The 25,173-nt window shown below is 50.0% G+C and carries 29 protein-coding genes; 3 read left to right on the top strand and 26 right to left on the bottom strand.

The annotated features are described in order from the left end of the window. Positions 1-117: 117 nt before the first annotated feature. Positions 118-1,185 carry a peptide chain release factor 1 gene (gene prfA, locus GWK76_01000; GenBank protein ID QHU91907.1) on the top strand — a complete coding sequence of 356 codons (1,068 nt, stop codon included), beginning with the start codon at positions 118-120 and terminating at the stop codon, positions 1,183-1,185. 25 nt (positions 1,186-1,210) lie between these two features. Here prfA and GWK76_00995 read toward each other — a convergent pair whose 3' ends face one another. Next, the gene (locus GWK76_00995) at positions 1,211-1,630 is read right to left on the bottom strand and encodes a hypothetical protein (protein QHU91906.1); all 420 of its coding nucleotides are present in this window, start codon (positions 1,628-1,630) and stop codon (positions 1,211-1,213) included. Between the two features lie 153 nt (positions 1,631-1,783). Here GWK76_00995 and prmC point away from each other — a divergent pair, with 153 nt between their 5' ends. Then, positions 1,784-2,608, top strand: coding sequence for a peptide chain release factor N(5)-glutamine methyltransferase (prmC, locus tag GWK76_00990; protein QHU91905.1), 825 nt, complete (start codon positions 1,784-1,786; stop codon positions 2,606-2,608). Here prmC and GWK76_00985 read toward each other — a convergent pair. Genes GWK76_00985 through GWK76_00975 form a run of 3 tightly spaced genes read right to left on the bottom strand, consistent with a single transcriptional unit; the run spans position 2,582 to position 6,229 of the window. After that, positions 2,582-3,739, bottom strand: coding sequence for a PDZ domain-containing protein (locus GWK76_00985; GenBank protein ID QHU91904.1), 1,158 nt, complete (start codon positions 3,737-3,739; stop codon positions 2,582-2,584). The genes prmC and GWK76_00985 overlap by 27 nt on opposite strands. A gap of 22 nt (positions 3,740-3,761) precedes the next feature. Next, positions 3,762-4,535 (bottom strand): hypothetical protein, encoded by a 774-nt coding sequence (locus GWK76_00980; GenBank protein ID QHU91903.1) that lies wholly within the window; start codon positions 4,533-4,535, stop codon positions 3,762-3,764. 20 nt (positions 4,536-4,555) lie between these two features. Beyond that, positions 4,556-6,229 carry a hypothetical protein gene (locus tag GWK76_00975; GenBank protein QHU91902.1) on the bottom strand — a complete coding sequence of 558 codons (1,674 nt, stop codon included), beginning with the start codon at positions 6,227-6,229 and terminating at the stop codon, positions 4,556-4,558. A 75-nt stretch (positions 6,230-6,304) separates the two neighbouring features. Here GWK76_00975 and lepB point away from each other — a divergent pair, with 75 nt between their 5' ends. Beyond that, positions 6,305-6,910, top strand: a complete 606-nt coding sequence (lepB, locus tag GWK76_00970; GenBank protein QHU91901.1) for a signal peptidase I — start codon at positions 6,305-6,307, stop codon at positions 6,908-6,910. Between the two features lie 3 nt (positions 6,911-6,913). On the opposite strand, the gene GWK76_00965 is transcribed toward lepB, so the two are convergent. The 22 genes from GWK76_00965 to GWK76_00860 all read right to left on the bottom strand — a co-directional run bounded on the left by GWK76_00965 (position 6,914) and on the right by GWK76_00860 (position 25,052). After that, positions 6,914-7,792, bottom strand: coding sequence for a ParB/RepB/Spo0J family partition protein (locus tag GWK76_00965; protein QHU91900.1), 879 nt, complete (start codon positions 7,790-7,792; stop codon positions 6,914-6,916). Then, positions 7,789-8,553, bottom strand: coding sequence for an AAA family ATPase (locus tag GWK76_00960; protein QHU91899.1), 765 nt, complete (start codon positions 8,551-8,553; stop codon positions 7,789-7,791). The genes GWK76_00965 and GWK76_00960 overlap by 4 nt, the downstream gene beginning before the upstream one ends. Before the next feature lie 87 nt (positions 8,554-8,640). After that, the gene (gene rplU / locus GWK76_00955; protein ID QHU91898.1) at positions 8,641-8,946 is read right to left on the bottom strand and encodes a 50S ribosomal protein L21; all 306 of its coding nucleotides are present in this window, start codon (positions 8,944-8,946) and stop codon (positions 8,641-8,643) included. Positions 8,947-9,058: 112 nt separating this feature from the next. Continuing rightward, positions 9,059-9,886 (bottom strand): NTP transferase domain-containing protein, encoded by an 828-nt coding sequence (locus GWK76_00950; GenBank protein QHU91897.1) that lies wholly within the window; start codon positions 9,884-9,886, stop codon positions 9,059-9,061. A 9-nt stretch (positions 9,887-9,895) separates the two neighbouring features. Further along, on the bottom strand, positions 9,896-11,239 hold the full coding sequence (locus tag GWK76_00945; protein QHU91896.1) for a TIM44-like domain-containing protein: 1,344 nt from the start codon (positions 11,237-11,239) through the stop codon (positions 9,896-9,898). Positions 11,240-11,356: 117 nt separating this feature from the next. Further along, positions 11,357-14,287 carry an isoleucine--tRNA ligase gene (locus tag GWK76_00940; protein QHU91895.1) on the bottom strand — a complete coding sequence of 977 codons (2,931 nt, stop codon included), beginning with the start codon at positions 14,285-14,287 and terminating at the stop codon, positions 11,357-11,359. A gap of 14 nt (positions 14,288-14,301) precedes the next feature. Further along, the gene (locus GWK76_00935; GenBank protein QHU91894.1) at positions 14,302-14,871 is read right to left on the bottom strand and encodes an NUDIX domain-containing protein; all 570 of its coding nucleotides are present in this window, start codon (positions 14,869-14,871) and stop codon (positions 14,302-14,304) included. Then, positions 14,868-15,197: a competence protein TfoX gene (locus tag GWK76_00930; GenBank protein QHU91893.1), complete on the bottom strand. Its 330-nt coding sequence runs from the start codon at positions 15,195-15,197 to the stop codon at positions 14,868-14,870. The genes GWK76_00935 and GWK76_00930 overlap by 4 nt, the downstream gene beginning before the upstream one ends. Next, positions 15,190-15,645 carry a hypothetical protein gene (locus tag GWK76_00925; protein QHU91892.1) on the bottom strand — a complete coding sequence of 152 codons (456 nt, stop codon included), beginning with the start codon at positions 15,643-15,645 and terminating at the stop codon, positions 15,190-15,192. The genes GWK76_00930 and GWK76_00925 overlap by 8 nt, the downstream gene beginning before the upstream one ends. Further along, positions 15,642-16,151, bottom strand: coding sequence for a ClbS/DfsB family four-helix bundle protein (locus GWK76_00920; protein QHU91891.1), 510 nt, complete (start codon positions 16,149-16,151; stop codon positions 15,642-15,644). Before GWK76_00920 ends, GWK76_00925 begins: the two co-directional genes overlap by 4 nt. Before the next feature lie 339 nt (positions 16,152-16,490). Next, on the bottom strand, positions 16,491-17,621 hold the full coding sequence (locus GWK76_00915; GenBank protein QHU91890.1) for a hypothetical protein: 1,131 nt from the start codon (positions 17,619-17,621) through the stop codon (positions 16,491-16,493). A 158-nt stretch (positions 17,622-17,779) separates the two neighbouring features. After that, positions 17,780-18,457 (bottom strand): hypothetical protein, encoded by a 678-nt coding sequence (locus tag GWK76_00910; GenBank protein ID QHU91889.1) that lies wholly within the window; start codon positions 18,455-18,457, stop codon positions 17,780-17,782. A 51-nt stretch (positions 18,458-18,508) separates the two neighbouring features. Further along, on the bottom strand, positions 18,509-19,120 hold the full coding sequence (locus GWK76_00905) for a vitamin K epoxide reductase (GenBank protein QHU91888.1): 612 nt from the start codon (positions 19,118-19,120) through the stop codon (positions 18,509-18,511). Continuing rightward, positions 19,113-19,370, bottom strand: a complete 258-nt coding sequence (locus GWK76_00900) for a hypothetical protein (protein ID QHU91887.1) — start codon at positions 19,368-19,370, stop codon at positions 19,113-19,115. Before GWK76_00900 ends, GWK76_00905 begins: the two co-directional genes overlap by 8 nt. Next, positions 19,370-19,822, bottom strand: a complete 453-nt coding sequence (gene nrdR / locus GWK76_00895) for a transcriptional repressor NrdR (GenBank protein ID QHU91886.1) — start codon at positions 19,820-19,822, stop codon at positions 19,370-19,372. Before nrdR ends, GWK76_00900 begins: the two co-directional genes overlap by 1 nt. Further along, positions 19,823-21,013, bottom strand: coding sequence for a cell division protein FtsZ (gene ftsZ / locus GWK76_00890; GenBank protein QHU91885.1), 1,191 nt, complete (start codon positions 21,011-21,013; stop codon positions 19,823-19,825). It lies immediately after the preceding gene. Positions 21,014-21,066: 53 nt separating this feature from the next. Then, positions 21,067-22,290 carry a cell division protein FtsA gene (gene ftsA / locus GWK76_00885; protein QHU91884.1) on the bottom strand — a complete coding sequence of 408 codons (1,224 nt, stop codon included), beginning with the start codon at positions 22,288-22,290 and terminating at the stop codon, positions 21,067-21,069. A gap of 21 nt (positions 22,291-22,311) precedes the next feature. Next, positions 22,312-23,079 carry a type I methionyl aminopeptidase gene (gene map / locus GWK76_00880; protein QHU91883.1) on the bottom strand — a complete coding sequence of 256 codons (768 nt, stop codon included), beginning with the start codon at positions 23,077-23,079 and terminating at the stop codon, positions 22,312-22,314. Further along, positions 23,067-23,618, bottom strand: coding sequence for an AAA family ATPase (locus GWK76_00875; protein QHU91882.1), 552 nt, complete (start codon positions 23,616-23,618; stop codon positions 23,067-23,069). The genes map and GWK76_00875 overlap by 13 nt, the downstream gene beginning before the upstream one ends. 23 nt (positions 23,619-23,641) lie before the next feature. Continuing rightward, the gene (locus GWK76_00870) at positions 23,642-24,100 is read right to left on the bottom strand and encodes a GatB/YqeY domain-containing protein (protein QHU91881.1); all 459 of its coding nucleotides are present in this window, start codon (positions 24,098-24,100) and stop codon (positions 23,642-23,644) included. After that, the gene (locus GWK76_00865; GenBank protein QHU91880.1) at positions 24,100-24,318 is read right to left on the bottom strand and encodes a 30S ribosomal protein S21; all 219 of its coding nucleotides are present in this window, start codon (positions 24,316-24,318) and stop codon (positions 24,100-24,102) included. The genes GWK76_00870 and GWK76_00865 overlap by 1 nt, the downstream gene beginning before the upstream one ends. Positions 24,319-24,455: 137 nt before the next feature. Beyond that, positions 24,456-25,052 (bottom strand): hypothetical protein, encoded by a 597-nt coding sequence (locus tag GWK76_00860; protein QHU91879.1) that lies wholly within the window; start codon positions 25,050-25,052, stop codon positions 24,456-24,458. Between the last annotated feature and the right edge of the window lie 121 nt (positions 25,053-25,173).

Here is a 25,173-nt window from a genome sequence, read left to right as displayed (position 1 = left end):
TGTATTTAATAGTCTACACTTTACTTTATTTTTCTTTATTTGTCAAGTATCCCTACGCCATTATCAGTATTTTACTAGTAGGCCCGCCACCCCCACCAATATGCTATAATAATCCATATGACAAAAATCTCTCTCGACCTCGAGGCGTTGAAGGCGGAGCGGGCGGCGCTGGGTGATTTTTTGGCGCGTCCCGACGCGTATGGCTCGCCGGACTTCACGAGTAAAAATAAGCGATTTTCAGAGCTGGAGACGCTTATTGCCAAGGGCGATGAGCGAGCGACGTTGGAGCAAAATCTACGTGACGCCAAGGAATTAGCGAATGACGGCGGCGAATTGGCAGAATTGGCAAAAGCTGAAATCACTGAGACTGAAGCGCGCCTGTCAGAGCTGGAGGAAGAATTATTCATCCTACTAACACCAAAAGACCCGAATGATGAGAAGAATATCATCATAGAAATCCGCGCCGGTGCTGGCGGCGACGAAGCATCATTGTTCGCGGCGGAATTGTACCGTATGTATTTACGTTGGTGTGAAGCAAATGGCTACAAAACTGAGCTCATCAGTGAATCTGCCAACGACTCCGGCGGGTACAAAGAAGTCATTTTCATGGTCAAGGGCGACGCGCCATACGCCAAATTGAAATTTGAAGGCGGCGTCCACCGCGTCCAGCGTGTGCCAGTCACCGAAAGCCAAGGCCGCATCCACACCTCCACCGTCACCGTGGCGGTACTGCCAGAGGCCGAGGAAGCCGACGTTGAAATTAATCCAAGCGACCTACGCGTTGACATCTACCGCTCCAGCGGCCATGGCGGCCAAAGCGTCAACACCACCGACTCGGCGGTGCGCATCACTCACCTACCAACTGGTATCGTCGTCACTAACCAAGACGAGAAATCACAGATTAAGAACCGCGAAAAAGCCATGAGCGTGCTGCGCTCGCGGCTGCTGCAAATGAAAATTGACGAAGAAAACGCCAAATTAAGCGCTGAACGGCGCTCATTAGTCGGCACTGGCGACCGCTCCGAAAAAATCCGCACCTACAACTTCCCGCAAGACCGCATCACCGACCACCGCATCCACTACAGCCGCAGCAATATCCCCGCGGCGATGAACGGGGATATTGACGATTTGATTGAGCAATTACAGCGGTATGAGCGGGAGTTGAAGGCGCAGAACACTACCTAGCGTGACCCGCTTACCCATTAATTAATTATTGGCTGTCATCTGCATTGCGTAATAGGGCAATTCTTGCGAGTATCTGCCGTTCCCGCTTAGGGTACATTATTCCCTCGGCATCTTCTCTCTCATGGATCTCTTTCAATTGCGCAATAATCTCTTCCCGTACCTGCTGAGAAGCGTGGTAAAGTGGTTCAGGCAGACCAGCAGCAGCATGATCCTTGCTGTCTGATTCTTTCACTAGGCGGGCCCTACGCCTCGCGTCCAACTCGGGACCATCAAACCCAGGAGGGGCTGAGATGGGGAGCTTAGTAAAGCCTGTATCCACTCCTTCAAGGTACTTCTCTCCCTCTTCAAGAAAAAGATCCTGTTGAAGTTCAAAATCATTTGGGTCGTCAGTAAGATAGAGACTGCTGTCATAGCCATTATAGTAGTCAGGATTATAATGTGCCACGTGTTCACATCCTTTCATTTAAAAATATAATTTGTTGCACGAATCGTATATTACTCTCTCTCTCTTAATTTGTCAATACTTTTTACAACTTTCTAGCTATTTTGCAACCGCAACCACTTTACTCATTCCTAGCTATGTAGTATAATTAACAACATGAATATAGCAACCTGGCTAAAGAACGCCGCTAAACAGTTAAAAGCTATCGGTATCACATCGGCGCGGTTGGACGCCGAGCTGATACTGGCTAACACCCTGCGGAAGAACCGGACGTACCTTCACGCACACCTGGATGAGGAGATTGACCCGCGGCGGGTTGATATCGCTGACGCCAGGCTGAGCCTGCGCCTCGACCGAGTGCCGCTGGCGTATATTTTGGGCTGTAAGGAATTTTACGGACGGAAATTTATTGTTTCGCCAGCTGTCCTGGTGCCGCGGCCGGAGTCGGAGGAGATGATTATTCTGTTCTTGGCGCTGACAGCCGGTGAAATCGCGCCAAAGACGCTGATTGATGTTGGTACTGGTTCGGGCTGCCTCGGTATTACAGCGGCGCTAGAGCGACCGTCCCTGCGGGTTATTTTATCGGACATTAGTCCACGAGCCATAAAAATTGCCGAGAAAAACGCGAGCAATTTGCAGGCGCGGGTGACGCTGCAGCAACAATCGCTCCTTTCCGGGCAGATTGAGCCGGTGGATTATATCTTGGCTAATCTGCCGTATGTCGACCGAGACTGGGATGTTTCGCCAGAACTGCGTCACGAACCCGCTGAAGCGTTATTTGCAGCGGACAATGGGCTGAGGTTGATCGAGACACTCATTGAGCAAGCGCCGCGCCACTTGACGGCAGATGGTTTGCTTTTTCTGGAAGCCGACCCGCGACAGCACCAGGCAATTCTCCATCAAGCAAGGCAGCACGGCCTTCACGAGGTAGAGACGCGCGGCTTTATCATCGTCCTACACCTTGTAAGCACCAAGCGTTAGCTTGACCTTCTGTTCCTTGCCGTCGCGCAGGATAGTCAGCTCTACTGTCTCGCCCGGCAAGAACTCAGAAATAAGACTACCGAGGCCGCCCTGCTCGCCGATCAGCTTGTCATTCACCTTGGTAATGACGTCGCCGTCCTTGATGCCTGCTTTATCTGCCGGCCCGCCAGCGACGACCGCCGATTTGTCGCGTGAACCACCGACATAGGCGCCGCTTTTGGCGGATAGTTTATACTCGGCACGCACTTCAGGCGTGATAGCGATATATCGCACACCGATATACGATTTCTGAATTTTACCAGATGCCAATACGCTGCGGACTAGCCCCTTGGCAGCACCGATCGGAATCGCAAAACCTACGCTTTGTGCATCTGAAACGATCGCTGTGTTAACACCGATAACCTGGCCCGACATATTGAGGAGTGGCCCACCAGAATTTCCCGGATTGATCGCGGCGTCGGTCTGGAGCAAATCAGTCAAGCTCTCGGCTTCGCCGCTCCGCTCGCTAGTGGACGCCTGAACCGGCCGACCCTTGCCCGAGATAATACCCATCGTCACGGTATTTTGGTAACGACCCAATGAGTTGCCGATTGCAATCACTTTCTGACCGACACGAACGGTACCTGAGTCACCCAGGGTGGCCGCTGGCAGATCATTAACGCCGTTAATCTTGAGAAATGCCACGTCGTTGAGTGGGTCAGCTCCAACAAACTTAACATCAGTATATTGCGTGCCGTCGCTGCTCACAATTTCAACACGATCAGCGTCCTTGACAACATGTTTATTTGTCAAAATATAGCCGTCCTTACTAATGATAATGCCCGTACCAGCACCCTGCCGCACGTCACTATACGAAAAGGATCGACCGTTTTTGGTTGTAACAATTGAGACTACGCTTTTAGAAACACGCTGCACCACCTCGCTAACATCGGCTTCGTCTCGCGATATAACCCGGTTGCCATCAGCCACTGGCTGCGGAGATTGCTTCGTCAACTGAAGTGTTAACCACGACCCAAATGCCGCTGAACCAAACGCCAGCCATATGCCCGCAATGATACATATACTTATCAGCGCAATCTTCTTGCGGCGGTTCGGTTTTGGCTGGTTGGTTAGATTCGCTTCTTGCTCCATAGGTTTACTCCAATTTTATAATTTATAGTGTCACCGAGTTAAAGAATAGTAAAATGGTCAGGATGAGCGCCGACGCCAAGACAGCTGGGCCAGCAACTTCAGCAATAACAATCGTCTTATGCTTATGCCAAGAAGTATAAATACGTTCGGCTACGAATGATAGCAGCGTAAAGATAATCGTCACCTGCGGTAGTTGCAGCGCATTCACCCCGAGCAGCGCATAGCCAAACGTCCAGTAATGCGCCAGCCAGCCAATCTCCGCAAACACCAGCCCCCAGGCTAGACTGAGTACAGTAATCTGCTCCTCACGAAACGTCGATAGGAAATGCCGAGCCGTGCCATACCCAATGACTAGCGCACACAGCACAACCACCGCGGCTGGCCATTCGTGTGACACTGCAAACAGTGCTGCCGTGCCGATAAATACCGCGAGACCCGCCTGCAATGTCATCTGCCAGCGCTTTGATAGCGGCTTGATAGCGACAAGCCATATCGCATAAAATACCGCTAGCGCAATTCGTAGCACCAGCGTCGCCTGCGGCGCATACATCAGCGCCACCACACCGAGACCAACCACCACGTCAACCAGGCTTCCTTGAATATTCGTTAGCCAAAACTTAGGGCGCACCGACAATGTCCGCCACTTGCTTAAGAGTACCAGCACAATCGCCGCCAACGGATAATGAATCTCCTGCGACATCCAGAACAAGACTGCCACCATCCCTAAATTGAGTGCATAATAAGCGATATTACTGAGAAGCGACCGTCGCCTGGCTGTTTTTTTCAGAAACTCCATTGCCACCCTATTATACCAAATTACGGCCCGATTATCACCACGAAGTCAGCCTCAGCTGGCAGGTTGAATGGCGGTTTGCCTTCGGTTAATGTTACACCATACAGTTCTTTAATCTTGTTGGCAGAAGCCTGCTTGGACTTGCCTGACTCCAGCTGATAAACCCTGTACTTTTCGGTAATTTTCTGTGGTGAATTGCCAACGCTCACCACGTTGAGTGATGCCGCCTTTAGGCGATCAGCTTCGGATTTGGCGGCTCCGACCACGCCACTGCCATTGAGCACCAGGACGCGCGCCTTTTCCTTGGCAAGTGCATCACCGTATATTTCCACCTTGATAAACGATCGAATTTGCGAATAATCAAACTGGCCAGCTGTCGGCACGACCACACTGGCGCCACCAACACTACTCGTGCCAAGCAGGACATTATCTTTTTCAATAAAGCTGAGGCGGTGAATGTCCGTATCCTTGATCTTGGAAGCAACATCCATCACCGTACGGACTTCCTTGGCATCAACGTTAGTGCGCAGATTCTTGCCCATGGCGTCCATCAGCGCCGTCACCTTGCCAAGATCAGTCAGCGTGCCTGTCGAGGCTGCCTTGTTCTTGAGCGCCATCAGCACCAACTGTTGGTTTTTCTCGCGGTCAAAGTTCGACTTGTCCAGCCCATACGAACCGCCCAGCGCTCCACGCGCTCGCGAGAAATACAGCGCCTTGTCACCGTCCATCTCATTTGGCCCATTCTTGAAATGAATGTAATGCCCCGTCGGACAGCGCCGTTTCCGCTGCTCCGCTGACAGTCCCTTCTCCCGACACATCCAGTCGACGCTCGGGTCAAACACACCTCGTGGATCGTCGCTCTGAACATTCACCGTCACACCACCAACCGCATTAACCGCGTCCTTGATTACCTGAGCATTAACGTGTGCTACGTACTGTATATCCATATCAAAAATCTTGCCAACAAACTCGCGGCTGGCATCTATCCGCTTCTTTTCAGCCTGTTCATCATTACCCTTGGCAACACAGTCAAAATATTCGTTAATCTTGCCGGCACGACCAGAATTACAAACTCGCCCAAACTGCACGTATAAGTCGCGCGGAATACTAAACATATAGGCATCGTGCTTCTTTTGATCAACACTCAGCACCATCATTGAGTCGGTCAACGTTGCGCCCGGATGGTCTGGATCATCATCCGTCGTACCGAGGATCAGCATATTGCTCCGCCCGTGTGCATCCATTTTCAGTGGTTGATTCTGAAACAAGTCAATCAGATTACCGCTACCAAACACTCGCCCCGCATTGACCCACGCCTTGTACAGCAAAAATCCACCCACCAGAATTATCAGCGCCACGATCACCAGGATAATAATCTTTAGCTTGCGACGTTTTTTATGCGATTTCTTGCGCTTTTCACGGGGTGCTTCGGGCTTTTGGATGTCAAGATCTTTGAGCGAATTGCTAATATCTTCGTCGATATCAGCAGTTGACGAAGCCGCGAGGCGCACCCGATCAGCTTGTGACAGTGACTGGCGCGGTAATTGGATCGGCTGCCGGCCAAGTATCTGCGGGGTAGGCTGCTCCGCCTGACGAGGATGAGCAGCTACCTGCTCCGGCGATACACCACCCAAACGAGACCGCTGAGCCCTCCGCGGTACAAATCCATCGACCGAATTCCTATTTGAAATTTTCACTGCTCCTTATTATAGCACACTTCTCTATTGATCAAGCTTTTGGTTTTCGCCGCCAAACCATGTATAATAAGGCGGATGGATGCTCACTTTCTCGATCGACACCCGCGCCTGAGAGACAGTCTGGGACTGATTATTTTTGTAATCGGGGTAATCATCGGAACAATTTTGATCAATACCTTTGTTTTTCGTAGCTTTGGCGTGCAAGGTCCAAGTATGGAAAACACCATGCACACCAACGACCGCCTGATCGTCGACCGACTATCAGTCACCATTAAACAGCTTCAAAATCAGCAGTATATCCCCAAGCGCGGCCAAATTATCGTCTTTAAAAATCCCAATTACAATCCAACCCTAGGTCACGACGAATATATCGTCAAACGGGTAATTGCTTTCGCGGGTGAGCGCGTCACCGTCAAAAACGGCGTTGTCACCGTTTATAACAGTGAACATCCGAACGGCTTTAACCCTGATACAACCGTCAACAAAAACGAACCAAAGTCGCCCACCTCTGGCGATGTTGATACCAAGGTGTCCGAGGGGACGGTTTTCGTGATGGGTGATAATCGTGAGGGTAATTTTTCGTGTGACTCGCGTAACTGCATGGGCAACATTCCGCTGTACGACATCGTCGGGCCGGTCATCGCCCGCATTTTCCCCTTCACACAGATCAGAGGGTTTTAATAGTCAGCCAATCAAGTCGCGGATCCGCTCAAAATCTGCTTGATCTTTGAACGGGATGATAATCTGACCAGCACCGCGCTTACTGGTACGAACCGTGATGTCAGCACGGAGTTTTTTCGACAGGCGCGCTACCGACGAGGCGTGCGGCGAGCGGGCTGGCTTTGGAGTTGGCGCGGGGCCCGACGACTGCTGTGCCCGCTTCCAGGCAGCGATCATCTGCTCGAGCTTGCGCACGCTCCAGCCCTGATGAATCGTTTGCTGCAATAAATCTTCCACCACGTCATCTGGCAGCCCCACTAACGTTCGCGCCTGCCCTTCAGAAATCTTATTTTCAAACAGCGCCGTCCGCACCACACTCGGTAATTTCAAGAGGCGCAGCGTATTACTAATAGCACTGACTGATTTACCGCCAACGTGCTGGCCGATTTGTTCCAGCGTCATATTGAACTGGTCGCGTAGCTTCATGTAGGCCGTCGCCGTCTCCAGCGGATTGAGGTCGCGTCGCTGCAAGTTCTCGATCAGCGACACCTCCAATCGGTGCTGATCGCTTAAACTGCGAATGATGCTCGGCATCTCTACTAATCCAGCCAGTTGCGCCGCTCGCCAGCGCCGCTCGCCAGCCACGATCATGAATTGTGCCCCACGTGGCGTCACGACGATCGGCTGCACCACGCCATGACGACGGATCGAATCGGCCAGTTCACGCAGCGCCTCCTCATCAAAGAACCGCCGCGGCTGGTCTGGATCTGGCGTAATATCGGTAATTGGTATCTGACGTAATTGCGACATTGTCGCATCTTGACCAGCCGTCGGGTCAAAAGCCTCGTCAAACAAATTTGTCGGTATCAGCGAATCAAATCCCCGCCCAAGTCCCTTTTTCATCCTTCAATCCTCTCGATAATTTCTTTGGTCAGCGCGTGGTAGGCTCGCGAGCCCTTTGAGAAACGATCATACACGCCAACTGGTACGCCATGGCTTGGCGCCTCGGCAAGGCGAATGTTACGCGGAATCGTCGTCTTGAAAATCGTATCAGCAAAATGCTTTTTAATTTCATCGTACACCTGGCTTGATAGAGTCGTTCGCGAATCAACCATGGTGGTCACCACGCCAAGTAGCCGCAGATGTGGATTGAGCCCCTTGCGGACCAACTTCATCGTCTCCATCAGCTGCCCCAGCCCCTCGAGTGCATAAAACTCTGCCTGCACTGGCAATAGAACGTACTGCGCTGCGATCAGCCCATTCACGGTCAGCAGACTCAGACTCGGCGGACTATCAATGATCACATAATCATACCCAGCGAGGCTCGCCAGCGCCTGGCGCAGCCGCACAAACCGCCCCTCGGCTTGGGCCAGTTCAACCTCGGTATTTGCTAGGTGCGACGTGGCCGGTGCGATTGATAGGTTCTTGATGTCGGTCTGAATAATTATATTATTCAAGGCCGTCTGACCAGTTACCACCTCGGTCATCGTTGCGCCCAGTTCTTGCTTATCAATACCGAGACCGCTGGTGGCATTTCCCTGCGGATCAAAGTCAATGATCAGCGTCCGCTTACCGGCTTTTGCCAAAAAATATGCCACGTTGATTGAAGTCGTCGTCTTGCCGACGCCACCTTTTTGATTTGTCACCGCAATAATCTTCGTCATCGATACCCCTTCTGCTTACCTCATTGTACCATAGTTTCGGCCATAAAAATACCGCCCTCATCACGGGGCGGTATGCTAATTCATCGGTTATTTGATCGAGGTAATCTCAATCTTGGTGTACTTCTGGCGATGACCCGTTTCTTTGTGGACACGTTTCTTGCTCTTGTAGCGGATAACGCGGACCTTGTCACCCTTAACTTCTGCTTCAACAACCTTTGCCTTCACTACCACACCTTTTACGGTTGGTGTGCCAACTGTTGTTTTATCACCATCAATCACTAAAAGTGCGTCGAGAGTGAGTTCTTTTGTGCCTTCAGGGAGGAGATCCACCAAGAGGGACTCTTTTTCGCTGACAATGTATTGCTTGCCAGAGATTTTTACGACTGCTTTCATTTCGTTCCTTAAAAATTAGTTTTCAATCCGTTCCATTGTACCAGAGACGCACCAACAAATCAATACTGCCCCAGTTTCTTTACCTCGCCGGCGCTGTGCTATCATCCTAAAATCAATTACACGAACACGACCCTGACCGACCGCATACCACATTGTTTGCGTGCAGCCAGCCCTCGACATTACCACCGTCAAGATGCATGCCCACTGCCGGCACAACCTTGACGACGCCACCAGCTCGCGCATAATTACTGACTGCATCAGTTAACTCATACTCACCACGCGGCGATATTTCAACATCAGCACAAGACTGGATAACTTTCTTGGTGAGGACGTATTTACCGATGTTGGCAAAGTGACTCGGCGCCTCTTCTGGCTTTGGCTTTTCCACGATCTCTACAAAATTACCAGCCTCGTCTATCACAATCGCCCCGTACCGACTAATGTCATCGCCCGGTACTTCCTGAGCCAGCAGGCTACATTGACCGTCTGGCGTCGCCGCCAATAGCCGCGCCACTTCGCTTGAGCCATCGGCATTATACATAAAGTCATCACCCATCAGCACCACTGCCGACTCACCATCCTCGAGATAATCAGCCGCCAAAGCTACCGGCACCGCCGAGCCATACTTACCGTAGCTCGGCTGCGTCACAAAGTGAAGCTTCGCATCAATTGGTGCCACTAGAGCCAATTTGTCATCCTTGCCCTTGCTCCGTAAATAATCGTTGAGCAAAATATTGCTCCGATAATAGCTCTCCAGCTGTGAACTCTGCTCACCAACCACAAAAATCAGCTCGCGCACACCAGCCGCCAAGCAGTCCTGCACCACATAATCAATCAGCGGTCGATTGCCAATTGGCAGCATGCATTTTTCAATTGATTTAGTAATTGGTAGCATTCGTGTGCCCCAACCAGCGACCGGAATAATAGCTTTGGTAATCATATTTCCTCCTTACATCTTGAGTTCTTTATGTGATTTCTGCAAAATATCCATCATCTCCGCGTAGCGCATCTCGCCCGCAGAAATTTTGGCATAGAGATAAACGATATTATCTACCACCTCAATATTAACCTTAATGTCCTGATCGTACAACCAGGCCATGAAACTTGGATTGAGCAGCTCAAAGCTCGTCACTTGGTTCTCATCGGTGGCGTAGACTTGGTAGCGCTTGTTAAAGTCACCCCACTCCAGTTCTACCTTTTTATAACCCGACGGCGCCCTGAACCGCTTCAAAAAACGTGAATCCCGACGCTCCACCAAAATTCCGCCATACGACTTTGGCAGATTGACCTGTCCAATGATGTACGTAGCCGCCGAATCGGTATTTGAAGCGTCAGCCACATAGGTGTATAGCTGCACCAATAAATTGCCCGTCCAGAATCCAATGATATGGTTGTTGATATCAGTGCCCTTAAAACCGCCCTTGAATAATTCACCGCAAGTTGGTAGCAGTAACCGCCCCCAGTCCGGACTGAAGTACATGTCGTATTGCGCTGCAAACTGCTGCATAGAGGCAACAAGCTGGGCGGGATCTTCCGTTTCCTGATCAATACTATCCAGTAGCCAGCCATCACCCGAGCGCACAAAGTTCCACTGCTCACCAAACTCGCCCGTATCACGATGTAGCACCGCACCACTCGCCACGTCAACCAGCTCATCATTTGCCGAGGCAACAAAACTCACACTTACTCGGTCATTCTGATCATTCGCATCATCATACGCCCGGGTGATAATCGCTTCACTGATCGCCACATTCTTCATGCGATTGACTCGCCCCATCTGTTGTAAGGCATACAACATTAGTCCAATGTGCCGCGCATAATTCAGCGTGACGTATTGCTGAATTGATGGCAAATCCATCCGCTCCCAATCATATTGAAACCGATTAAACACCGTTGTTGCATAATTGACAATACCCTGTTCGTTCCAAGCGCTGTCCTGAGCCGCCGCTTGTCGGACGGCTTGCTGCGCGGCCTCACTGCCCTTACGAAAACGGCTGATCTTATCCGTGAACGCCCCGATAATCGCACCGACTAATGCCAAGATGGCCACCAGGATAAATATAACAACACCGCCGAGTAGGTAGAACAAGCTGGCGAGTAGGCCGGCCAAAAACCCGACCGCTATGGCGGCCATCTTTGACTGAGTGGCTCTTTTCACAAAACCACTTGCCGAAATTGCAATTACCATCGGTATCCCGAAAAGGACAACGCCACCACCACCGCCAGAACTTGACCCGCCACCACCAGCTCGCGCAAAAAAGAGTAACTGACTGAGAACTGCTAGATTACACATAAACCCATTGTACCGCGTTGTATGGCGATCGCCAAGGTCATGAATGTCCGATCAGCGCGAGACCGAGCAAACGCTTGCCACACATTAGTTTTGAGGTCGCAACTTTTATTATGATGACTATTTTACAACAGCAAGAGCAATCTCGAGCTTAGCCCCTTCAACCGTCACTGTCGACTGATTGTCATGTACCTCGCCAAACACCGCCAGCGTCTCAGTAGCAATCGCCTCAGCATGCTCATCGATCGCTTGGCGGAGCTGCTCGTCATTCGTCGTCAGCTGTAGCATAATCCGATCGTCCACTTGCAATCCCGCCTTCTTGCGCGCGCTCTGCACGTGACGAATGACTTCACGCATCAGGCCCTCGCGTTTGAGCTCGGGCGTCAATTGTTTGCTAATTTCGATCCAATTCTCTGGCTTGATCACGCCCTCGGTCACCTCATAATCAGCCAAGTGCTCGTCTAAATTCTCAATCCAGCGAATCTCCTTAACATTGAGCTCCTCAGCCATGATTTGCTCGTAGTACTCAGCCAGCTTCACACCTGCATATGCCGCAAATTGCAGCGGTTGGCGAACCTTGATTGATGCTTGGTGCTCATCCTGTTTCATACGCAAACTAAGACCATTGTTGATCAATTCACGCGTCCGAGCCATGTCGGCCAGTACCTGCTCATTCACCTCGCCCGCTGGCAACCAATCCTTCAGATGAATCGACTCATCGTCGCCCGTCAAATTATGATACAATTCCTCCGCCAAGAACGGCGTAAATGGCGCCAGAATATAGCTCAGGCGCACCAGCACGTAATGTAGCGTGCGATAAGCATCGTTCTTATCGCCATCATCCTCAGACTTCCAGAAGCGGCGGCGGCTGCGGCGCACGTACCAGTTGGACGCGTCATCAAGGAATGGCAAAATCGGCTTAGTGGCGTCTTGCAAATTGTAATCATCAAGACCCTTTTCAACATCCATCACCAATCGATGTAAACGGCTAACAATCCAAATATCCAACGGATTGGTCAACTCACCGAGTGGATCTTTCAGCTCGCCATTAAATTCCCAACCGTCAACTTCCGCGTACATCGTGAAGAAATCATACATGTTCCAAATCATACTGAGCTTACGCGCCACATCCATGACATCCTTATCCGCTAGCGCAAAGTTCTCACCATTTGTCAACGGACTAGATAGCATGAGAAAACGGAAACTATCAGCCGACGTTTTATCCATTAATTCCATCGGATCGGTGTAGTTTTTTAACTTCTTACTCATCTTTTTGCCATCTGCCGCGTTGATGAATCCAGTACAAATCAAATTTTTCCACGGCGACTTACCGAATAACGCCACATTGACCGCTGTCAAACTATAAAACCAACCACGGGTCTGATCAATCGCTTCAATGATAAAATCGGCTGGAAAACTCGCTTCAAATTTTTCCTTGTTTTCAAACGGATAATGGAACTGAGCAAACGGCATTGAGCCAGACTCAAACCAGCAGTCGAGCACCTTACCGATATGCCGCATTTCCGCACCATCGCACTCAAATGTCACGTCCATCACTTGCGGCAAATGATAATCATCCAGCCTACTCCCCGTCAGCTCTTCAAACTCCGCAAAACTACCAATCACCTTGACAACTTCCGTGCCGTCATTCTTGACGCCTTTCCACACTGGAATCGGCGTTGCCCAATAGCGATCACGGCTCAAATTCCAATCTGGCGCCTGCTCAATAATATTATGAAACCGCCCCGTCCGCAGATTATCTGGCGTCCAATGAGTCTGCTCGTTCGCCTCCAGCATTTCTTTTTTCTGACTTTGAATATCCATAAACCAGCTCGGATGCGCTCTATACATCAGCTTCGTGCCACAGCGGTGACAATGCGGATACTCATGGCGAATATAGTCAATCTTTAGCGCTCGGCCTTCCTCCAACAATGTCTTGGCAATCTCTTTATTGACCTCCCAGATATTACGACCGAGCCATCTACCCTCAGTATAGTTACCATCACCATCTACCAACGACAAAACCGGCACGTCATGCTTGCGGCATAGTTCATAATCGTCTTCGCCATAAGCCGGCGCAATGTGCACCAGTCCTGTACCGTCATCGGTCGTCACAAAATCAGCATGCAGCACTTTATGAGCGTTTGGACCGCGGTTCTCAAACAGCGGCTCAAATCGCTTGCCCACCAATTCCGAGCCTTTTATCGTTTTGACAATCGAATATTCAAGCGGCTGATGTTTTTCATCGGTCATAACTCTTTCGATAGCATCACTTGCGATATAGAATTTCTTATCGCCGTACGCCACCAATGAATAGTCAACATCTCGGTTGATTGCCACCACCATATTCGCTGGCAAAGTCCACGGTGTCGTCGTCCAGGCAAGCAAATATTCATCTTCGTCTTCTAATTTGAAATAGACAAACAAGCTTGGGTCGGTGTCCATCTGGTAGCTGTTTTCCATCGCCACCTCGCTTTTGGAAATTGGCGTAGCATCCTTAGTGCAATAGATTAGAATTTTCTCGCCCTCATAAATCTTACCCTCTTCATAGAGCTTCTTAAACGCCCACCAAACTGATTCCATGTAATTATTATCCATGGTTTTATAAGCACCCTTAAACTCAACCCAGCGGCCGATTCGCTCAATTGTATCTTCCCACTCAGTGCCAGTTCGCACCATAGCCGCACGGCATTCCTTTACATAATCTGAGACGCTAATCTTCGTACCGATTTCTTTTTTATTAGCAATGCCAAGTGTTTTTTCAACATAAACCTCAGCCGGCAATCCGTGACAATCCCAGCCCCAGCGGCGCTCAACTCGCTGACCCTTCATGGTATGGAAGCGACCCATCGTATCCTTAACAGTACTCACCAACAAATGCCCATGATGCGGCGTACCAGTCAAAAATGGCGGCCCGTCATAAAACACCCAGGAATTATTAGCTGGCCGATTTTCAACCGATTTGTTGAATGTATCGTCGTCCTTCCATCGCTGTACCCAGTCCTTCTCATATTCTGCCGCTCGGCGGCGAGTGCCGTGTTTGAATTTCATATTATCTCCTTTATTTAACCTTTTATATTCTTTTTAAATATCCTGTCACGCACAATCACCATTGATTTTAGTATGTTCTTTGCGCGTGCTATCATACGCTCCCCAATATCACCATAACCAATCCGTTGATTCACTTCATCGATATCCACCAAGCGATAGCCAATCACCAAGCCACCGACATCACCTGCAAATTCACCTAACTTCTCAAGCTTCGCCACTGCCCGAAATTGATGATCTATTCTACCGTCAGGATTGGTTAAAACTTGATAACCAATCGGTCTCCACTCAGCCACTCGCATATTTAGCTCTTCTTGTACTTCACGACATAATGTTTGTTCGAGGGTTTCGCCTGGCTCAGTATGCCCACCAGGTAAATTTTCCCTACCATGTGCGTAATAAACCAACGGTACCTTGCCATCAAGATCACCAATCACATAAATCTGTTGCCATGGTAAATCGGGAATCACTGTCTTGTCGTCAACATCAAACCATTCTGCTTGAATTACCTGATTCCGATAGACAAAGGAGGTTTTTAGGACTGACACCTTTAGATCTGGATCTTGTGAAATTATTTCTTGCTTCATTTTTTGCCCTTACCTTTCTTTATTAACTCGGCACAAGTTACTTGAATTAATTGGCGCATTAAATCATAATCTTCAAAATCATCAATTTTAAACATCGGCGTTTTGGCGCCACTATAAGCTAGTCCAGTCGAATAATTTTTACCCAAAATCACCTTGCCAGCTTCTGTTATTTTAATAAAAAAGGTATCGTCACAAACCAACGCAAAAAATACACCGTCGCAATAAACACCATAATCACCAAACATTTTACGACAATAAATCTCACCAGCGCCACTCGCCGTCAATTGCTCTTTGAAATATTTGATAAATGCTTGAGAACTAGCCACGGCAAGCCCCCAAATTAGTTGTTATTTTCGTTAAATCACCGTTTAATTCGATCGGCTCTAGCGCCGCTAAATCCACTGCGTAATCAAGTTCCGTTGGTAACTGATTCAAGATAAAAATCGGCTTATTTGTACCAAACGCATACATCATCTCACCCAGCGTACTCACACCAATATAATTATTAACTTGATTTTTTGGTGGATTAACGACCAAAACTGCCACCGACTGATCGATTTTTGCCAAATGTTGTTTAATTAAACGATGACGGATCGCTTTCGCACGCTCAACATCCACCGTAAATTCCGGCTCACCAGACGCCACCGGTCGCAACACTTCAAAACCAGCCAGCTCCAATTGCTCAGCCACGCTCGTCATTACATCAATGAATTTAATCGATCCACATAACGTAATGATTCTTTTAGGCAAAGCTGCGTTTTGTTGCATGCTCATCCTCTCTCCTCCATAGCCTTGCGCAACCTACCGTGTGCATTTCGCAATGGCGCGACTGTGTTGAGCTCAATTATCCGTGCCATGGTATACTCTCGTCCACTCGTCTTCGTCCGATACCATACGACGCGGTAGAGGTCGTCTTCTGATGTCTGCTCAATCAGTTGGTCAAGCGCTGCCACCGTTTCATCAAGCTTTGTCAGTACGGCACCATACGCTATATCAGTATATTGCATATAGAACTTTTGCGCTACCGCGCCATAGCCAGTGGTAATAATCGTCGGCACCGTATGAGTCTGATGATATGCACTACCCCACTCTAGCACCGTGGTAGCCCACCCCAGTAGATAGCTGGCTAGCTGGTGAGTATTCATCATCGTGCCTTTTATCTGCCCCGGAAGCACCAGCTCATCCGCCCAGGGAGCGGCTGCCTCGAGCAGTGGCCACAGCGCCGCACACTCGTGGCGAATGGCGTGCTGCAAGGCTGACTTGTGGGCTGGTATTGGCATGGCTACTCCTTATACAAACAAAAATCACCTCTCTTGACTTCGAGAATCCGCTGGAGGTGCTTCAAACGGACGGTACCATCTCGATTCCAAAAGAAGTGATTCTTCGCGATCTTTGCCAAGTTGACCGGCATCCACGCACTCTTTTAGCGCTCACTTGTCACTTTGTCGCAGCGAGTCACGGCGGGGTCTAATCTCAGCTGATAAAAAGCCAATTTCTTCCCGCAGGCTTCGCGGTTGATAGCCGCTCATTTCGCGCTAGTATCGCCAAGACTACTCACCCAGCACACACGAAAACGCCCTACTCACATTGTAGCGCGTTTTCGACGGAATTACTAGATACTACCATCTCAGGCCATCTATGATCTGGTTGAATTGCTCATTAATCTTTGCGTCATCCTTTGCCCGACGTAGCTTATCCAGGCATTCCTGTACGATAGAGGAATATGTTCTCTCAGTTTCACCATCACCCAACCAACAGTTTTGACAATCCTCGTCGGGAAACTCACGCAGATAATCTAATGTTTTTATCAGACCGACCTCAAAATTATTAGCATATCGTTGGGCATAAGCCAATGCCTCAGGTGAATGATTCGCCTGAATTACTTGCACAGCCTTATTAGTTATCCGCACAATTACATTTTCTATGCCAGCATCTACATATGGCCAAGGCTCTAATAGCCTCTCATCATCAGCGTCGCCCAAAAATACAAACTCCGGCAAAACATTTTGTGTATAATACGTAACGGCATCCTTGAGGTCTTTATAGACTCCCATTGCCTCTTTGGCCTCAATAAATTCCCCGTAAGTATTATAAAGCTTATCATATCCCTTGTCTTTAAGTTCTTGGTATCTTTTAGACAAAGCTTCGGGCACATTGATGCCCTGTGCCGCCTCATCAATCCGTATGAACTTTTCCATTTCTTTCCCTACCCGACTCTGGAGCTCATTTCTATCGGCATCAGCAATACCTTCACGATACTGACCCTTACAGCCCTTCGCAATTGCGCTTCGGGTCGTCTTCAAAACATCTACTACTAGTCGAAGGTCATCACCTGGTTGTAGGTTCTCCACATACTGTACAAATTTACCAACATCCTCCAGTGAATCACCCGGAACAACCGGATGAATTTCACCGTCACCGATCATGGTCTCGCTAGAACTACCGATTATCGCCATTGAGCCGCTCTCGTTCGCCAGTCGAACACCCGCACCACCAAGAATTTCTGCATGCCGCAGACATTGGATATCGGCCTCGATACGATTCTTGTTGGCCCGATCCGATAAAGCCTCTTCGAGACTACCACCGTCTACCTCGGCTGCTTTGGCTTTGTTTGTTGCTATTATAGCAAGTACTAGGTCTCTAAATGGACTAATTCCCTTGTTGTGCTCAATGATTCCATCATAGGCCTCATTCACCAATGATACCGGTGGTATCGGATACTCATGTCGTGGCGATAAATGATCATGCATTATTTTTACCTAATTCCTTTTTTTCTTACTTTACTGAATTATCCAAATAATACTCTATATATCTATATTTGTCAAGTTTATAATGCTTCTGCCGCGCACTACTCTTAAAACATAAAAGCCAGTAGAATTATCCACTGGCTTTTTGTATGGTAAAAAGCTTATTTAACTTCCAAGCCGCCCAAAATACACTCACCCCTCAGGTGGATTGTCTTTTTAGCAGAAGACTTCGGCGCAGTTTTATCCTCACTGCCGCCCAAAATACCGCGAACATCATTTTGGACAATTACGTCGTCCGGCAAACTAATGCTGGCGCCGCCACAAAAGGTAAAGACGTCGATGACTGCACCATCCTTGATCTTCGCCTGGCGCAAATCCAAATCTACGCCGCCAAATACCGCTGTCACCGAGCCGCCAGTATAATCGCCTTTCACCCGCGATTCTTCACCGTAAAAAATTGCAACTTTTTCACTATCACCATCATCAGCCACCCGCTTTTTAGGCTGCCGACGGCCTGAACCAATACCAAACACGACCGACAAACCAATAGCAATCAGTATTACCGGCCAGAATGATTTCCACGTACCAATATTAATTACACCATAAGCACTCAGCCCGATCAACACGCCAACAGCTATCAATAACAGCCCCCACACCCAGTCTATCGGTCTGCGATAACTGAATAATAGTATCAATAAGCCAGCAAAGGCCCAAAAAGCGCCCCAAAACAGGGGCCAGCTATTAAAGGTAATAACTCCGAGATTCCGCAGCAGCAAAATCCCGCCGAGCGACACAATGGTAACACCCAAAAACGCTCTAATGAGAAAAATTTTCTTCATATGCCCAGTATACGGATACCAGCACCATTATTCAATACGCCTACTCTTAATTTATGCAAATAGCTCACGCCCAAATGTTGCTAAAATAACAACAACGATCACAACGGTCACTAGCGCCAACAGGAACGTGTCAAATCCCCGGTCGACAAATTTTCTCATACGCCTACCGCCAACCATCCTAGTCACCACATTATATCTCGTCAGTCCGTAACAGACCAGCAGCATACCCGCATCCAGCGTCAAACACCACGGACACAACGCACCAATCTCAACATAACTCATATAAAACATCCAACCAGCAAACAGAAGGCCCGCCACCGCGCCAAGCTGCGCGCCCCACATAAACCACTTCGGAAACTTCGTGCCCGCTAGCAGCGCCACCGCAATTGTCACCATCACCGGCAGCGTCATCATACCAATAAAACTATTAGGAAAGCCGAGTAGTGTCGCCGACCAATGGTTTGCCACCGCCGAACAGCTTATCACCGAATTCAAGTCGCAGTTCAATGCAGCATGCGAATTTTTAGCAAGCGTCAGCGCCTCGATCGACAGTACAAACGAGGCCAACAAACCCAAACCGCTGCCGAGCAGCAGCGCTAATGCTGCGAACTGCCGGCGTTTTGAATCTTTGTTCGAGAGCCACTTACGCAGCATGTCAAACATAAAAACTCACCTCACTAATCGTCGGTAGCGGTAATCCGCGCCACATGTTCTGCATCTGGCTATCAGCGCTCAGCGCGATAACAGTCGGGTATTCAACGACGTCGTATGTCCGGCAAAAATCGCTGCCCTCAGCCGAATCTGGGTCAAGCTCTTCAATCGTGTGCCCCGTCTGCCGACTAAAGTCATGCAGAAAACTAGTGACTTGGCGCGCGTAATCACTTTCCGCCCGGTATACGACAACGACTCGCATTATTCTTGTCCTTTCTGGCGACGCTGTTCCAATATCTTGACGAAATCATCCAGCGTTTCAAACTTCTGAAACACGCTGGCAAAACGTACATACGCCACCTCGTTACGCTTCGCTAATTCATCCAGTACAAACTCGCCGATCTGCCGCGACGGCACTTCTGAAGCGCCCAGGGCATACAACTTATCTTCAACCGCCGTGATAATCGACTCGACTTCCTCGTCGGATTTAAGGAATTTGCCGACCGACTGGCGCACCGCATGCGCGAGCTTGACTCGATCAAATAGTTCACGACTACCATTTTTCTTGATCACAATGAGGTTTGGCTTTTCTACTCGTTCATACGTAGTGAAACGCCGTCCATCCGGCGTCTCGCGGCGGCGGCGAATCGCCACGCCATCAGAAACCTCTCGCGACTCGATCACGCGGCTATCACCAATGTTAAATCCGCTCATTTATTCCTCCTTGTTCTTTTTGCGGCGGCGAAGGAAGGCTGGCGTATCATCTTCGTCCGCCTCATCCTCAGCTGGCTGATCCCAGATGTTATTTTCCTGCTCAGACGTAAAGTCCGTCGCTCCGCTCTGCTCACTGAGCTCCAGATCAATCCCTTCAACCACCTCATCATCAACTTCAGTCTCTGATTCATGCGATGCTTCACTCGTCAAACTCACCTCGTGATCATGATAGGTTTCACTATCGAACCCGGTGGCGATAACCGTGATAATCACCTCGTCTTCAAGTTCTGGCTTGAGCGTCGCTCCAAAGATAATATTGGCATCAGGACTGACCGCGCTGGTAATTACCTCAGCCGCCTCCTGAATCTCTGCCATGCTCATGTCATAGCCACCGGTCACGTTAAACAACACGCCCTTTGCACCGTCAATCGACACCTCGATCAGTGGACTCTCGATCGCTTGCTGAGCGGCCTGCACCGCACGGTTCTCGCCATCGGCCCGACCGATCCCCATCAGCGCCGAACCAGCCCGACTCATCACCGCCTTGACATCAGCAAAGTCGAGATTAATCAAACCATGCTCGGTAATCAGCTCAGAAATACCCTGCACACCTTGGCGCAGCACGTCATCAGCAATCTTGAACGTCTCGAGCAGCGGCGTCCGCCGATCAATCGTCTGCAGCAATCGGTCATTCGGAATAGTAATCAAAGTATCAACCTGTCGGCCCAAGTGAGTAATTGCCCAGTCTGCATTCACCCGACGCTTCTCGCCTTCAAAACTAAACGGCCGCGTCGCCACGCCAACCACCAGGATGTCCATCTCGCGAGCGATCTCCGCCACGATATGCCCAGCGCCCGATCCGGTGCCGCCACCAGCACCAATCGTCACAAACACCATGTCCGCACCCTCAAGCGCCTGGCGAATCTCCTCACGCGACTCATTAGCCGCCGCCTCACCAACCATCGGATCAGCACCGGCGCCCAACCCATTAGTCGTGGTGTGCCCGAGATGAATCTTGACATCCGCCTTGGAATTGTGCAGCGCCTGAGCGTCAGTGTTCATGGCGATAAACTGCACGCCAGCCAGCCCCGCATCTTTCATCCGATTAATGGCCGAACCACCAGCTCCACCGACACCGACAACTTTGATACTGGCAAACGTTTGAACTTCACTTGGTGTAATCTGCGGCATTTTCCTCTCCCTATCTTTCTCTTATCAAGTATACCATCTTTGTCTACTAGCTCCTACTTAAACCTCGCTAGTAATCGACTAATCATCCCGCCGGCTTTCTTGGTCACCGAACCTACCTTGCTATGCGTCTGCTCGGCCCGCTCAGCCCCTGCCCCGTCAATGAGCATCAGGCCAATTGCCGCCGCAAACTCCGGCCCATTCGCCTCGTCGCTCACGCCTGCATATCCTGCCGGCACACCTAGTTTAGCCGCCACGCCGAGGCTATTTTTCGCAAATTCGACCAGATCCTTGACCTTAGCGCCGCCACCAACCAGCACCACACCGCTCGGCAGCCGTCCAATGCCGCCGGCCCGCTTCAATTCTTTGGCGACTAGCTCGAAAATCTCCTCGTAGCGCGCCTCGACAATCTCATCAATCTCGCTTTGTTCAAATGTGTACACCTGTTTGTCATGCTTGGTATCAACGCGACCAGCCTTGCCACCGCCCAGCCGGGCATGCGCCAATTTGACTGCCTCAGCGATCTCCGGGTCAGTCTTTAGCCCAATCGCCACATCATTTGTCACATTCTGCGCTCCCATCGGGATCACCGCCACATGCTGCAAATCGCCCTCTTCAAACACGGCCACACCGGTCGTGCTACCACCAATGTCGATAACCGCCACGCCGTTCTCAATCTGCGACTCGCTGAGCACCGCTCGCGCCGCTGCCAACACGCTCGGTGTTAGGCTCGAGGCAGTGACATTGGCCATCTCGGCCGAGCGGCGTAAATTCGCCACATACGGCGTCAGACCCGAGACCACATTAGCCCGCAGCTCCAGGCGCGTCCCGCTCATCCCCACCGGATCCTTGATGTTATCCTGTCCGTCCAGCCGATAGGCATGCGGCACAATCTCCAAAATCTCTCGATTAGCCGGCACCTTCCCGGTCGTCGCCACTTCTTCAATCCGCAGCACATCCTCGTCCGTCACTTCACCGCCACTCATCCCCACCGCGATCATACCATCAGCTTTGGTGCTCAAGATATGCGACCCATTGACGCTCAGCGCCGCTGCATTAATATGATGACCGCTCATGCGTTCGGCCGCCTCGAGCGCCTTGTCAATCGCCGCCGCCGGCCCCGTCAAGTTCGATACCGCACCCTTACGCATGCCGCTATTTTCACTCACGCCGACACCAACAATGTTTGGCAGCCCCGACTCCCCGATATGTCCGACCACGCAGCGCACGGTCTTCGTACCAACATCAATTCCTACCACATATCGAGATTGTTCTTGCATATGCTTAGTATACCAGATAGCCTAGAGCGTCGTCAAAATCTCCGCACCCGTCTCGGTGATCAGCACGGTATGTTCAAAATGTGCACCCAAACTGCCGTCTTTCATGCTAATCGTCCAGCCGTCATCCTCAGTCACAATTTTCTCGCCGCCGAGGCTGGCCATCGGCTCGATGGCAATCGTGTCGCCTGCGTGCAGCACTGGCCCGGTACCGCGTCGGCCATAATTTGGAATCTCTGGACTCATGTGCATTTCCAGCCCCACACCGTGGCCAACCAGCTCGCGAATGATACCCAATTTAGCCTTCTTCAATACCGCTTCCACGCCAGCCGAAATATCGCCAACGCGCGTTCCCTCACCGGAAATCGCATCAATTCCCGCATACAAACTTTGCTCTGTCGCGTGCAGCAAATGCTTCTTAGCGCCGCGCGGCTCTTTGTCAATCACCATAGTAAACGCGCTATCGGTCTTCATGTCGCGGTAGCCAATCACCAGGTCAAAGCTCACTACATCGCCCTTCTCAAACACATAGTCTGTCGGAAATGAGTGCACCAATTGCTCATTAGTCGACACGCAAATCACCCCTGGGAATTTCACCTCATCCGTCAAATACGTCGCCTCCGCACCAAAATCCTTGATTCGCCCGGCCACAAACTCATTGACATCCAATTCACTCATACCAGCCGTTACCCGCTGGCGCAACTCGTCATAAATCGTCGCCAACATCCGCCCGCATTCGCGCATATCCTTCATCTGCTGCGGCGTTTTCTCACCCGTAATTAAAGTTGGCATGCGTACGCCACCTCTTCATAAATCCGGTCATGTACTTCACCAGCCGTCCCGACACCGTCAAGATGGACAATCCTAACGCCTGCCTCAGCAAAAATCCCCAACACCGGATACATTTTTTGCCGATAAATCGTCATTCGCCGGGCAATCGCCTCTGGCGTATCCTCCAACCGGCCACGCTTTTCTAGCCGCCGCATAATTTCCGCCTCCGGCACTTCCAGTGAAATCACCGTATCAATCTTCTCACTCATCCGTGCCATATACTCATCCAGCCATGCCGCCTGTTCTTTCGTCCGCGGAAAGCCATCCACAATGATATTTGGATATTTTTTATCGCGCGCATCCTGCACCGCCTGCTCAAACACTTGGTAAATCAACGCATCGCTCACCAGCTCGCCCGAGCGTAAAATATCAATCACCGCCGGATCATTACTTCGGCGCAACATCTCGCCGGTCGATAGCCATTTCCAACCCTGGCGCGCTGCCAACATCTGCCCCTGCATACTTTTACCAGCCCCCGGCGGCCCAAACAATAAGATCATCCTTTGCTCCTTTTTCTGTGTTGTTATTGTTTTGCTAGCGTTTCTTTGGTAATTTTCGCAATCAAGGCGCCGTCAGCCGCATTGCCAGCCTTAGCCTTCACCGCACCGATCACCTGACCCATCTGCTGCATCGTCGCACCCAAATCAGCAACCGCTGCCTCGACCATTGCCCGAATCTCATCTTCGCTCAGCTGTTTAGGCAAAAATTCCTGTAAAATTGCTGCCTCTTGCTCCTCCGGCTCGGCTAGTTCTGCCCGGCCATTTGCCCGGTATAACTCGGCACTTTCTTTGCGCTTTTTAACTTCGCGGGCAACTACCCTCTCGACTTCTGCATCATTTAGACCTTCATCGCGCTTACCGAGCGATACCTCCTCATTAAGGATTGCCGCCTTCAAACTACGCAGGACGTCACCCCGAAAACGATGCCGCCCTAGAAGAGCGGCTTTCATCTCATCAGCAATACGCGCTTTGAGCGCCGACATTAACGCGTTGCCCCCATGCGCATCCTGGCTGTTTTCTCGGCCCGGCGCTCGCGGCGAATAATCGCTTTCTTGCGGCGCTCAACCTTGGAAATCGGCTTGGCAAATCGCATCACCGACTTTGCCCGCGCAAGGACACCGCTCTGCAGCACCTTGCGATTAAAGCGACGAATCACATTCTCGTTCGCTTCCTTCTGATCTTTACGTGTTACTTGTACCATACTTCCTGCATTATAACAGATGAGAAAATATTTGACAAATTAGCATCTAAGATCGGTTAGACTGAGCACGAAAAGACGCCACCCGATATTTATCCATGCGGCGTCCGGCAACTATATTTTAGCCCAGCCAACTAAAGCTACTCTTCTCCAGCGGTTTGGCTATCTTTTTTGTATGTTGCCTCAAACGCACCTCTTTCAATAATATATCTCTCTTTTTTACCATCACTGTTCTCAATTTGACTTTCTACAATTATGCAATTAGCCCCACCTGTCTGTCTACCACCCCACGGCGCATCAATGACAATCTCTTTACCCTCTGGGTTCTCCATGCACTTCACAACATTTTTAGGCAAATACTTGCCATTAGCGGCTACACCATTCTCTTCCGTAAGTGGCTCATAGAGGTTACGAAAATCTTCGGCATTTATGACATAACGCTCGCCTTTCTTGCCCGTAACGATTGCATCACCAGGATTCGCTGTATTAACCGTCTCAACTCGCTCTGTTCCGTCTTCTTCTGTGATAACTGTTTCTACCTTCTGAGTGGTTTCTGAAATCTCAACCTCAATAGCCTTATTGGGATCTTTGATCTTACTGTAAGTCTCTTCTACTTTAGAAAAATCTAATGTAGATAGGTCCAGATAAACTGGTCCATCCTCCCTACCGATCTCGGCCCAATTAGCAGCGTTTGGATTTGGACTTCCATTGCCATTATGTTCATAACTTTGTGTCATGTTTGTTTCCTTCTTGCATTTAGCAATTTTATATTATGAGTTCATGCTACTCTCTTTTTTGTGATTTGTCAAGTTACTGACATTGCCCGAAGGGGATACACGGCCTCAATGCATAACGTCG

The sequence above is a fragment of the Candidatus Saccharibacteria bacterium oral taxon 488 genome (assembly GCA_010202465.1).
Lineage (GTDB): Bacteria > Patescibacteriota > Saccharimonadia > Saccharimonadales > Saccharimonadaceae > Nanosynbacter.
The sequence above is the reverse complement of the archived record's forward strand: the minus strand, read 5'-3'. Positions and strand labels throughout refer to the sequence as shown.